The sequence below is a fragment of the Synechococcus sp. A15-44 genome, from assembly GCF_014280115.1.
Lineage (GTDB): Bacteria > Cyanobacteriota > Cyanobacteriia > PCC-6307 > Cyanobiaceae > Parasynechococcus.
The window spans coordinates 2,585,152-2,597,276 of record NZ_CP047938.1 but is presented as its reverse complement, the minus strand read 5'-3'; the positions used below and the strand labels follow the sequence as shown (position 1 = coordinate 2,597,276).

Annotated in this window: 7 protein-coding genes; 2 read left to right on the top strand and 5 right to left on the bottom strand. The window is 57.5% G+C overall.

What is annotated here, in order from left to right; all coding sequences use genetic code 11:
* Nucleotides 1-10: 10 nt before the first annotated feature.
* Complete coding sequence (gene psbQ / locus SynA1544_RS14440) at nt 11-460, bottom strand: photosystem II protein PsbQ (protein WP_186514348.1); 450 nt, start codon at nt 458-460, stop codon at nt 11-13.
* Between the two features lie 74 nt (nt 461-534).
* Here psbQ and purU point away from each other — a divergent pair, with 74 nt between their 5' ends.
* Together purU and SynA1544_RS14430 are read left to right on the top strand one after the other, a co-directional pair.
* The gene (gene purU / locus SynA1544_RS14435; protein ID WP_186514347.1) at nt 535-1,389 is read left to right on the top strand and encodes a formyltetrahydrofolate deformylase; all 855 of its coding nucleotides are present in this window, start codon (nt 535-537) and stop codon (nt 1,387-1,389) included.
* Nucleotides 1,386-2,666: an O-antigen ligase gene (locus SynA1544_RS14430; RefSeq protein WP_186514346.1), complete on the top strand. Its 1,281-nt coding sequence runs from the start codon at nt 1,386-1,388 to the stop codon at nt 2,664-2,666. Before purU ends, SynA1544_RS14430 begins: the two co-directional genes overlap by 4 nt.
* On the opposite strand, the gene SynA1544_RS14425 is transcribed toward SynA1544_RS14430, so the two are convergent.
* The 4 genes from SynA1544_RS14425 to acnB form a co-directional block, all read right to left on the bottom strand.
* Nucleotides 2,653-4,227, bottom strand: coding sequence for a radical SAM protein (locus SynA1544_RS14425; RefSeq protein WP_255477659.1), 1,575 nt, complete (start codon nt 4,225-4,227; stop codon nt 2,653-2,655). The two genes, SynA1544_RS14430 and SynA1544_RS14425, sit on opposite strands and share 14 nt — an antisense overlap.
* Before the next feature lie 103 nt (nt 4,228-4,330).
* Nucleotides 4,331-7,693, bottom strand: coding sequence for a S8 family serine peptidase (locus SynA1544_RS14420; protein ID WP_186514345.1), 3,363 nt, complete (start codon nt 7,691-7,693; stop codon nt 4,331-4,333).
* Between the two features lie 289 nt (nt 7,694-7,982).
* The gene (locus tag SynA1544_RS14415; protein WP_186514344.1) at nt 7,983-9,428 is read right to left on the bottom strand and encodes a ClC family H(+)/Cl(-) exchange transporter; all 1,446 of its coding nucleotides are present in this window, start codon (nt 9,426-9,428) and stop codon (nt 7,983-7,985) included.
* Nucleotides 9,429-9,446: 18 nt separating this feature from the next.
* On the bottom strand, nt 9,447-12,029 hold the full coding sequence (acnB, locus tag SynA1544_RS14410; protein ID WP_186514343.1) for a bifunctional aconitate hydratase 2/2-methylisocitrate dehydratase: 2,583 nt from the start codon (nt 12,027-12,029) through the stop codon (nt 9,447-9,449).
* Nucleotides 12,030-12,125: the final 96 nt, after the last annotated feature.

The following is a 12,125-nucleotide window of genomic DNA, read 5'->3' as shown; positions in this document are numbered from 1 at the left end:
ATGGAGCGGCTCAGTTGAAGGCCTCAGCGGGGATCAGATCGCTGTAGGCATCAAATCCGGCAGCCACGGCGCTGTAGGACTTCTGCAGACGGCTGAAGTCCTGCAGGCGTGCTGCTTCATCCAGATCAGCCAGAGCTTCTTTCAAGGAGCGGGCCACCTTGGTGGCTTCCTTTCGCTCGCTCTTGTCGAGGCGCTGATTGATGTAAAGCATTTCCCGGCTCACTTCCTGCATGGGGCCATGCAGAAGGTTGCGGGTGAACACCCAATCCTTTTCACTCACCAGCCGTGCCAGATCAGGCAGACGGGACTTTGCGTCTTCAAAGGCTGCCGCCTGGCGGCGGATCACGCCCAGGTCGTCAGGACTGATGCCGGCAGCACTGGCAGCAGCCGGGGCCATCAGACCCAGGCTCAAAGCGACGCAGAGGCAGAACGCGGCAAGGCGGCTCAGAGCCTTCAGCATGGTGATCGAAAATTTCCCTGCGACTTTAACCAGCCCCTCCTGCGCGGGAGAATTTTGTTTTTCAAAGCGTTGTTGTGAGTGACGCCACGGTCATCCTCCAGATGATCTGCCCTGATCGTCCGGGCCTGGTCAGCGAACTGGCGGGTTGGGTGGCAGCCAATGGCGGCAGCATTCGTCATGCCGATCACCACACGGACGCGGGAGCAGGGTTGTTTCTCAGCCGGATTGAGTGGCAGCTCCAGGGATTCGGCATACCCCGGGATGTGCTTCCCGAAGCGGCTCAGGCCCTGGGACAGCGGCTGGGTGGGGAAGCGCAGCTCCACTTCTCAGATGAATTCCCCCGTGTGGCGATCTTCGCCAGCAAGCAGAGCCACTGCCTGCAGGACTTGCTCTGGCGGGTTCAAAGCGGGGAGCTGCCGATGCAGGTTCCCCTCGTGATCGCCAACCATCCGGATCTGGAACCCCTGTGTGCGTCGTTTGATGTCCCTTTCGTTTGTGTTCCGGTCAGTCGGGACACCAAGGCGGATGCTGAGCACCGGATTCTGGAGCTGCTTGAACAGAACGAGGTTGAACTTGCGGTGCTGGCCAAATACATGCAGGTGCTGAGCAGTGACTTCCTCGAGCGTTTCCCCCAGGTGATCAACATTCACCATTCCTTTCTGCCTGCGTTCAAGGGCGCTCAGCCCTACCACCGGGCCTGGGACCGTGGGGTCAAGCTCATCGGTGCAACGGCCCACTACGTCACCGAAGATCTGGATGACGGCCCGATCATTGAGCAAACCACCGTTTCCGTCAGCCATCGGGACGAAGTGGAGGATCTGATTCGCAAGGGCCGTGACACGGAACGCCTCGCCTTGGCGCGGGCCCTTCGCTTGCATCTGCGCCGTCAGGTGATGGTCTATCGCGGCCGCACGGCGGTGTTTGCATGACGGCATGTCTGTGCGCATGGCTGAGGGGCGACTGTCCGGCCGCCGCTTCCCCTTGGGGTTGGTGCTTGTTTCAGCTCGGATTGCTGTTGCTTCCCTCGTCGGTGTTGCTGGCCAGCCTGTTGTTTGTGCCGGCCTTGGTCTTTGGCAGCCTCCGTCGTGAATGTGCCTACTGGCGCGACCGCTGGAACTGGCCGCTCCTGGTGGCTGGCGCGCTCATGTTGCTCGGCTGTTTCAGCGCCGTGCGTGCTGATCTGGCTTGGGCCGGTCTTGCCAATTGGCTGCCTTTCTTTTGGGGATTTTGGGGGTTCCAGCCCTATGTAGCGGAGGCGGGGGCGCGCCGCCGAGCGGCGCTCTGGATGGTGGCGGGCACGGTGCCTGTGGTGGTGACTGGTCTGGGTCAGTTGTGGTTGGGTTGGCAGGGTCCCTGGCAGTCACTGGGGGGCCTGGTGATCTGGTTTATGGCTCCTGGAGGTGAGCCCGAGGGCCGGCTGTCGGGTTTGTTCGATTACGCCAACATCGCCGCGGCCTGGTTGGCGCTGGTGTGGCCGTTGATGCTGGCGGCCCTGGTGCAACCAGGACTCGATCGCAATCGTCGAAGTGTGGTGCTGATCCTGGCTGCTGCCTTGGTGTCAGCACTCGTGCTCACGGAGTCCCGTAACGGCTGGGGCGCCTTGGTGCTGGCGGTGCCACTGGTGCTTGGGCCGGTGAGTTGGTCCTGGTTGTTGCCCCTGTTGGCGCTTGGATTGATCCCTGTTCTGCTGGCGGTGTTGCCCGGTGTTCCGGAACTTCTCCAGGACCCTGCCCGGGCTTTGGTGCCTGAGTCGGTGTGGTCTCGGCTCAGCGACAGCCGCTACGCGGGGGAGCGTGTCCTGGCATCTACCCGTCTTAGTCAGTGGGGTGTGGCTTTGCAGCTGATTGCTGAACGGCCATGGCTCGGTTGGGGTGCTGCGGCTTTTTCCGTGCTCTACCCCTTGCGCATGGGCAAATGGCATGGCCACTCGCACAATTTGCCTTTGGAGCTGGCGGTTAGCAGCGGGGTGCCGGCGGCGCTTGCGCTGGTGGTTTTGGTGCTGATGTTGTTAATCGTCTCCTTGCGGTGCAGCCGCATGGATTTGTTTGATCGTGCTTGGTGGGCTGCGGTGCTGGTGCTGGTGGTGCTTCATGGCACCGACATCCCTTTCTTTGACAGCCGCTTGAACATTGCCGGTTGGATCCTGCTGGCCGGACTGCGCAGTCGGATTCGCCAGACCGAGACGGCAGTGGTCAACTCAGGCTGAGAGCCTGTTGGTGATGCTCCCGTAGCTTCTCCTGACTCAAGGGGCCATCGAGATGGCCCCAGGGCAAGACCGTGCCTGAGCCCCACTCGTCGTGCACCACGCTTTGCCAACTGGGGGGGAGTGGTAAGACAACGCCCGCGCTGCGGGCTTTAGGGAGTTCACCTGCGAGGGCGGCTCGGTAGGCCTTTTTCCAACCACCAAGGCTTTCTTGAGAGCCGCGTACTGCTGCGATCACGGGCGCCAGGCGTCTGTCGCTGCGGGAGAGCAGGGCCTGGATCACGCTCCAGCCATAGCTTTCCGGACGCAGATCAATGCCCTTGGGTTTGAGGCGTTTCGCCAGCAGTTTCAGGCGTTTTTCCGCCTCAGGGCGGACCCCCTGCCATTGGAAGGGAGTATGGGCCTTGGGCACGAAAGTGCTTACGCCCAGGGTGAAGCGCAGTCCAGGGGTGCCTTTCTTGAGGCTCAGCAGCAGCGCTGCGGTGCTTTCCACATCGTCGTTGTCTTCGCAGGGGAGTCCCACCATTCCGTAAAGCTTCAGGGCCTTCAATCCGCCTTGCTTGGCATGGCGGGCGGCGGCTTCGATTTCCTCACCGCCGAGTTTTTTGTTCACCACGCGGCGCATCCGTTCGCTGCCGCTCTCGATCGCGATGGTTAGGGATTTGCTGCCTCGTCCTGCCAATACAGCCGCCAGTTTTGGAGTAACGGTTGCGGCCCGCACGGAACTGACGCTGACGCGTAGGTCATCAAAGCGGTCTTGGGCCAGCCACTGGAGCAGTTCGCTGAACTGGGGGTGCTGGGTCACGGACGCTCCCAGCAGCCCAAGGCGTTTGGTGGCTTTCAGTCCCTTTTCCACTGCCGGAATCAGCCCGTCATTCAACGATGGTGTCCGGAACGGCAGGGTCAGATAGCTGGCCAGACAGAAGCGGCACAGTTCCGGGCAGCTGCGCACCACTTCCACCATGTGGATGTCGGGCCAGGCCGCTTCCGGCGTGATCACCGTCGAGTGGCTGAGGCTGTTGCCGCGCCATGTCTGTTTGGCCACCCGTTCTGGAAGAGTTGCATCCACTGGTGCCACGCCCAGCAGGGTGCCATCCGCTGCATAACGGGGTGCATGGAGCTCTGGCACGTAGATCCCCGGAACTCTGGCCAGATGCTGCAGTTGTTCGGCTCGGGGGTGGCCCTTCAAGCGCTGGAGGGCATCGATAAAGGCAGGCAGCAGGTCTTCGCCATCGCCTAGTAGCACCACATCAAAAAACGGTGCAAGGGGCTCAGGATTAGCAGTGAGAACAGGTCCGCCACCAAAAACGATCGGATGGTCGTCGGTGCGCGCGTGGCTCCAGATCGGGATTCGCTGTTGCTCCAGCAGATCGAGCAGGACTGGTCCGTCGAGTTCCCAGCTCAGAGATAGCCCAAACAGGTCGCAGTGCCGGTGGGGGGGATCTCCCTGATCAGTGAACAGCCGGCGTACGTCAACATCGGACCGCATCGCCAGAGTGGACCAGACGATCTGATAACCAAGGCTGGTGATGCCCACGGTGTAAGTGCTGGGGAAAGCCAGCACCGTGCGCAGTGCGCCCGGCTCGGGCGTCGCTGGATCAAATAGCAGGATTTCTTGATTCAGATTCCGACATTGATAAAGCCAAACAAATTTTAGAGGCTGACTCTCAGGCGATTGGGTCAGGCGGCAGCTCGAAGGGTTCTAAAAAATAAGATTCATTGTGGTTTTTAGTTGGAGCAAAGTTTGTGCTGTCGCTGTGAGTCAAGCCGGTAATAACGAAATCATCAAAATAAGCATCTTCTCTGGAGCTACTAGCTGTGCCTCTAAGCCTTATTTTGAGATTTCTATTGGGCGCATTGGAATAATCAGCGATCAAATCACCCAGGAAAAATGAACCATCTTGGAAAGGGTTGCCAGATTGCTCGTCTCCTCCTGTGCCTCTTGCTCCGGATAGTCGGTCAATTTCTATCCAGTCTCCATCGTTGATTGAGGCATCAATGGCTAGAAATTCACCATTGTCAAAGCTGGTTTCAATCAGCCATTGGATGTCGACCCGAACATCATCGAAAGAAGTGATATTCAGTGAATCGCTTAATTCCATCCATGCATTGTTGGCTCGTCCATCGATTTCAGCTGCCCAGTTACCGATGGACCTTGCGCTACTTATGCGCCAATCGTTTTGAGAATCTTGTATCCAGTTGTTGTAGTAATCGCCTGTTTCGAAGTTCTCTGTGAATAGAGGTGTCTCGATTGGACCAGGAGCAATATCGTCGTTGAGGATTACTGCCGAAGCTGATTCTGTACCAATGGTTGCATTGGTAGGCGACGAAAGAAGAACTGAGAAGGTTTCATCAAGTTCCTCAACTGCATCCCCTTTGACTTCAACGGTGATGGTTTTGGAGCTTTCACCATTGGTGAAAAGGAGTGAACCTCCTGTTGCTATGAAGTCATCCGCAGTGGCTTCACCAGTCGTTGAGCCATCAGGGATCGACCATTGAACGGTGCTCTCGTTCGAGAGATCATCACCCTGCCTTGTGACAGTGAAGATGAAGTTTGTGTTGGCGCCTTGATCACCTTCAAATTGTTGATATGGACTTTCAGCAGATATGGAGAGAATTGGAGGTGGAGTTCCTGAATTTTGGTTTAATCCTGTGATAATTACATCATCAAAGTAAGCATCTTCACTGGAGGAGCTGGCTGTACCCCTGAGTCTTATCTTGAGGTTTCTTTGGTTTGCGGTCGAGTAATCAGCAATTAAATCGCCCAGCAAATACGAACCCTCTTGGAAGGGGTTGCCCGATTGTTCGTCACCGCCTGTGCCGTTTGCTCCGGATAGTCGGTCAATTTCTATCCAGTCTCCATCGTTGATTGAGGCATCAATGGCTAGAAATTCATCATTGTCAAAGCTGGTTTCAATCAGCCATTGGATGTCGACCCGAACATCATCGAAAGAAGTGATATTCAGTGAATCGCTTAATTCCATCCATGCATTGTTGGCTCGTCCATCGATTTCAGCTGCCCAGTTACCGATGGACCTTGCGCTACTTATGCGCCAATCGTTTTGAGAATCTTGTATCCAGTTGTTGTAGTAATCGCCTGTTTCGAAGTTCTCTGTGAATAGAGGTGTCTCGATTGGACCAGGAGTAATATCGTCGTTGAGGATTACTGCCGAAGCTGATTCTGTACCAATGGTTGCATTGGTAGGCGACGAAAGAAGAACTGAGAAGGTTTCATCAAGTTCCTCAACTGCATCCCCTTTGACTTCAACGGTGATGGTTTTGGAGCTTTCACCATTGGTGAAAAGGAGTGAACCTCCTGTTGCTATGAAGTCATCCGCAGTGGCTTCACCAGTCGTTGAGCTACCAGGGATCGACCATTGAACGGTGCTGTCTTTTGAGAGATCATCACCCTGCCTTGTGACAGTGAAAATGAAGTTTGTGATGGTGTCTTGATCACCTTCAAATTGTTGATATGGACTTTCAGCAGATATGGAGAGCGTCGGAGTTGGGTTGGGATCAGGGCCATCCAGCTCGTTTAGAGAGCTCGCTATATTTAATAGTTTTCCATCGACTGATGTGCCTAGTAAGTTAATATTTTGGTCGGCACCTGTATAAAGTGCTTGGATCAGTTCCGAGCTTGAAGCTGTTGGATTTTTGCTTGCTAGAAGTCCCAGTGCTCCGGATACATGCGGAGCAGCCATCGAGGTTCCCCAGTATGAGTCATATCCGTTATATGGAACAGTTGATTCAATGTTTCCACCTGGCGCTGCTATATCTACATTGAAATCCGGTCCATAGTTTGTGAACCAGGATGGACTCCCATTTTGATCGATTGATGCGACTGCAACAACATGATCAATACTGTTGTGAACTGCTTCGTAATTAGATGGATAGCTTGAGATATTATCGTTATTGTTCTCATCATTGCCAGCCGCAGCTACAAAAATAATTCCTTGATCTGCACCTGCTTGTATGGCTGAAGAAAGGCTAGAATTGAAGCCACCTCCTCCCCAAGAGTTGTTGGTTGCTAAATAGCGAGCATTGCCATTATTGGTGATTAATGAATCGTATCTTGTGGCGACGTCGGTGAAATAATCAACGGCTCTGACGGCGTCGGATGTATAGCCTCCATTGGGGCCAAGAAATTTGAGAGCTGTTAATTGAATGTCCCAGTTGACGCCTGCTACGCCCGTCTGATTGTTTGAAAGCGCGCCAATGGTTCCGGCCACATGGGTGCCGTGCGAATCATCATCAAATGGGTCGTTGTCGTCGTTGTAGAAATCCCATCCGATTAAATCATCGATATAGCCATTGTTCTCGTTGTCAAATCCGTCAATCCAGATATCGTTTTGAAATAAGTCTCCAGCATCCACGTAGCCATAGCCGTAATCTCCTGCTTGGTCAAAATCCCAGGCGAAGGCAGAATTGCTGCTGTCATTAAGGTCGAAAAATGTAATCAATCCATCATTATTGATGTCAATTACGCCATTTGGGACTTCGCCCGGGTTTAGCCAGATGTTCAGATAAAGGTCTGGGTGTTTGTAATCTATTCCGGTGTCTACTACCCCGATAACGTTTGCAAGTGAGCCAGTGACTCCTGAGTCCCATGCAGCTTCTGCCTTGCTTCCATAAGTTGTATTTTTTAGGCCCCATTGCTTATAGTAATTATCATCATTTGGTGCTGCCTGGATGGTGATGGATGTTGAGTTTTGCTGATTCGTTGGTAATTCCTTGAAATGAGCGTATGCATCTTCTGTACTGAGCAGCTGCTCGCCGGAGGTAAATGCTCCACTCAAATCCTCTCTCTTGCTTCTTTCGTTCAGTGCTGAGAGAACAAATTCGCTGGAATAAGCAGATTCATTTATTTTATTGTTATTTGATCTTATGTGGATTGACTGAGTGTCTGTAGTGACCTGATTTTTATTTTGTTTGAGTGGGTTGTATATGTATTCGCTGTCTGATCGGCTTGAAAGTCTTGTTTTTTTGAGCAGCAGGAAGTCAGCGCTGAGCCATTGGTCGGAGGCTGCCATGGCTTTGTCCTGCAGTGAATCTGTTAACACCCTATATTCCAACGGGAATCGCTGCAAAAACTAAGAGTTTTCTTAGTTTTAATTGAGGTTATGGTTCATTATGGGATTGTTTCGTTATTTGTATGTGAGAGTCTTGTTGCGTTTCGTTTTCTGTAGGAATGTTAGGTGCTTTTGCATTCTTTTGCGCTTGCCCTTTTGGGGGCTTGTCTGGCGTTTGGCGCGGCCTGCATTGGTGGCTCGAATGCAAGACGGCCCAGTCGAAGGCTGGTTTCAGAAGAAATACCCTGCTTTAGAGACGCTCTTTTTCAGGGCCTTTTGGCAGCGCCGGTGCTGCAAAACTTCGCCGGTGACGGTTCAAGCGCTGTTGCATCCGGCCTTCTGAATCCAGTTCCATGCCCATTTGACGTTCGTAGATCGAGTGGGGATGGAACAGTCGGGCGATCACGAAGCTGGTGAGGCAGGCCACCATGATCGGCTTGAGGATTAGCAGATCCTTGGTGAGGGCAAAGGCCAGGAACATCGCTGAAATCGGTGTGCGCGAACAGCCGGCAACGAAGGCGCCCATGCCCGCGAACACATACGTGGTGGGCACATGCCCGGTCAGGGCCTCAACGCCAGATCCACCGGCCAGGCCAATGGCCCCTCCCAGGGTCAGCATCGGCATGAACAGTCCCCCTGGCGCTCCTGAGCCCGCCGCCAGTCCGGTGCTGAAGAAAAGCACCACAAAGCTGGCGAGGGCCAAGCTGATATCGGCCTTGCCGGCTCCAATCAGGTGCTTCAGTTCGCTGGGGTTATGGAAGGCATCCGGCAGGGCTGCATAGACGCAGCCCAGCACGAGCCCGCTCACGGTCATGCGCAGGATCAGTCGGTCTCCGAACCAACGGTTGCCCTGCCGCTGCATGGTGAGCACGTAGCGGGTGTAGAGCTCCGCCAGGACACCGATCACTACACCGAGAGCAACCAGATACAGCAGATCCACCGGCAGGAAGCGCACCAGGGGGGTGTACTCCCGTTCCAGTTGAAACCCGATGGTGCTGTTGAGCCCACCGCCCCCGGGGTTGAGGCCGAGAAAGCCGAGCACATCCGCCAGGGTGTCGGCCGAGAAGGTGGTGATGATCACCAGCAGCAGCACCACGGGCCTGGCGGAGTGGAGTAGCTCCTCGATCGCGTAGATGAATCCACCGATGGGAGCACTGAACACGGCGGCAATACCGGCACCACCACCGGCGGCCACAATCACCCGGCGAAAGGCCACCGGTGCCCGCAGCCAGCGGGACATCTGCCAGGCCACGGAGCCGCCCATCTGAACGGCGGGGCCTTCCGGGCCCAGGGGGAAACCCGAGCCGATGGCAATGATGCCGGCCACCAGTTTCACCAGCCCTACCCGAAGCCCCATCGGAACCGATCGGTGGCGCAGGAAGCCCATGATGTGGGTGATCCCGGCTCCGCCAGCGGCCGGAGACAGGTTGGTGATCAACCAGGCTGAGACCATGCCGCCGATGGCACCGAGGGTGGGGAGTACCACCCAGGCTGGAAATTCATCGAGCAGGTCGAGCCGCCAATCCCGCAGCAGGTTGATGCCGCTGGTGAACAGCAGGCCGGTGATGGCAGCCCCAAGGCCCGTGAGCGCCAGAGCCAAGACCACCACCAGCCAGCGGCGTTCCAACAACCTCCTGATGCTCCGGCTGGAGCCCAGGAGGTGGCGTCGTTGCTTGGATTCGCTCAGGGATGGCACAGATGAGGTGATCCGGAATCAGGCCTGAGCCAGAACGGTTGCTTCGTCGTCAGCACTGACCACGCGCCCCTGGTCTTCAAAGCCGCTGATCTGATCGAAGTTCAGGTAGCGGTAGAGCTCGTCGGAGAGGGGATCGATCTTCTCGGCCGCAATGCTGCGGTATTCCTCCGGGGTGGGAATGCGTCCCAGCTGGGCGCAGACGGCGGCCAGTTCGGCGCTGCCCAGGTACACCTGAGCACCCTTGCCCAGGCGGTTGTTGAAGTTGCGGGTGCTGGTGGAAAACACAGTGGTGTTGTCCTCCACGCGGGCCTGGTTGCCCATGCAGAGGGAGCAACCCGGCATCTCCATGCGGGACCCGGCGGCCTCGAAGGTGGCGTAGTAGCCCTCCTCTTTGAGGGTCTCTTCGTCCATCCGCGTTGGCGGACAGACCCACAGGCGCGCCGTGTTCTGGCCGGCGCCTTCCAGCACCTTTGCCGCGGCGCGGTAGTGGCCGATGTTGGTCATGCAGGAGCCGATGAACACCTCCTGCACTGGGTCACCAGCCACCTCGCTGAGCAGCTTCACGTTGTCGGGATCGTTGGGGCAGGCCACCACCGGTTCGGTGAGCTCGTCGAGGTTGATCTCCAGCACTTCCGCGTACTCCGCATCTGCGTCAGCACTCATCAGCTGGGGATTCGCCAGCCAGGCCTCCATCTCCTTGATCCGGCGGGCCAGGGTGCGGGCGTCGCTGTAGCCGCGGGCAATCATGTTCTTCAGCAGCGCCACGTTGCTGCGCAGGTATTCGCTCACCGTGTCTTCGGAGAGCTTGATCGTGCAGCCGGCGCAGGAGCGTTCGGCGCTGGCATCGGTGAGTTCGAAGGCCTGTTCCAGCTTCAGGTCGGGCAGACCTTCGATCTCCATGATCCGGCCGTTGAACAGGTTCTTCTTGTTGGCCTTTTCAACGGTGAGCAGTCCCCGCTGAATGGCCACCCAGGGGATGGCGTTCACCACGTCCCGGAGCGTGACGCCCGGTTGCAGGGACCCGCTGAAGCGCACCAGCACCGATTCAGGCATGTCCAGTGGCATGGCGCCGATGGCGGCTGCAAAGGCCACCACCCCAGAGCCGCCTGGGAAGGAAATGCCGAGGGGGAAGCGGGTGTGGCTGTCGCCGCCGGTGCCGACGGTGTCGGGCAGAAGCATCCGGTTCAGCCAGCTGTGGATGATGCCGTCACCGGGTCGAAGGGCCACGCCACCGCGCTGGGCGAAGAAGTCGGGCAGTTCGTTCTGGGTCTGCAGATCCACCGGCTTCGGATAAGCGGCGGTGTGGCAGAAGCTCTGCATCACCAGGTCAGAGGAGAAGCCCAGGCAGGCCAGTTCCTTCATTTCGTCCCGCGTCATCGGGCCGGTGGTGTCCTGAGAGCCGACGGTGGTCATCAGCGGTTCGCAGCTGGTGCCGGGTCGGACGCCTGCAAGACCGCAGGCCTTGCCCACCATCTTCTGCGCCAAGGTGAAGCCCTTGCCGGTGTCTGCCGGGGCTGAGGGGCGGATGAACAGATCCGAAGGGGTGAGGCCAAGCTTGGCGCGCACCTTGTCGGTGAGGGCGCGGCCGATCATCAGGGGGATGCGACCGCCGGCCCGCACCTCGTCGCTGATCGTGGTGGGCTTCAGCTCGAACCGACTCACCACCTTGCCGTCCCGTTCGATCGTGCCGGCGTGGGGGCGAATGGTGATTACATCACCGGTGTTCAGGTCGGTGACATCGCATTCGATCGGCAGGGCACCGGAGTCTTCAGCGGTGTTGAAGAAGATCGGGGCGATCTTGCCGCCGAGGATCACGCCGCCCGCCCGTTTGTTGGGTACATGGGGGATGTCATTGCCGGTGTGCCAGAGCACCGAATTGATGGCGCTCTTGCGGGAGCTGCCGGTTCCCACCACATCACCGACGTAAGCCACGGGATGGCCTTTCTCTTTCAGGCTCGCGATGGTCTTCAGGCCCTCCGGATCGCGGGTCTCGAGCATCGCCAGGGCATGGACGGGGATGTCCGGCCGGGTGGTGGCGTGGGTGGCCGGTGACAGATCGTCCGTGTTGGTTTCGCCTTCAACCTTGAACACCGTCACGGTGATGCTCTCGGCCAGTTCGGGCTTGGCGGTGAACCACTCGGCTGCGGCCCAGCTGTCCACAACTTGCTTGGCGAAGCGGTTGTCCGCTGCCAGATCCATCACTTCGTTGAAGGCGTCGTAGACGAGCAGCGTTCGGCTGAGTCCCTCAGCAGCACAGCCAGCCAGCGCAGCGTCGGAGTGCTTCAGCAGCTCGATCAGGGCGGCGACGTTGTATCCCCCCACCATCGTTCCCAGCAGCCGGGTGGCCTCCAGTGGTGACACCAGGGGGCTCTTGGCGTCCCCCTGAGCCACGGCACTGAGCCAGGTGGCCTTTACGTAAGCCGCTTCATCCACACCCGGGGGGATCCGCTCGCTGAGCAGGTGCAGCAGGAACTCCTCCTCGCCGGCGGGAGGGTTCTGCAGCAATTCGGTCAGTCCCTGGGTCTGCTCGGCGTTGAGTGGAAGAGCGGGAACGCCCTGGGCTTCCCGGGCGGCGGCCAGCTCGCGGTAAGCGCTCAGCATGGAGATCTCTGTTCAGGGATGACCACCATTCTTCCGGACCGTGTCTGTTGCCAGTGAGCGGGGTGCGTAGCCTTGGTCGGAGTCTCGCGTCCAGTC

What these genes read in the sequence shown, in the direction of transcription:
- SynA1544_RS14430 (WP_186514346.1), top strand. Translation starts at nt 1,386, where the DNA reads ATGACGGCATGTCTGTGCGCATGGCTGAGGGGCGACTGTCCGGCCGCC.
- acnB (WP_186514343.1), bottom strand. Translation starts at nt 12,029, where the DNA reads ATGCTGAGCGCTTACCGCGAGCTGGCCGCCGCCCGGGAAGCCCAGGGC.
- psbQ (WP_186514348.1), bottom strand. Translation starts at nt 460, where the DNA reads ATGCTGAAGGCTCTGAGCCGCCTTGCCGCGTTCTGCCTCTGCGTCGCT.
- SynA1544_RS14420 (WP_186514345.1), bottom strand. Translation starts at nt 7,693, where the DNA reads ATGGCAGCCTCCGACCAATGGCTCAGCGCTGACTTCCTGCTGCTCAAA.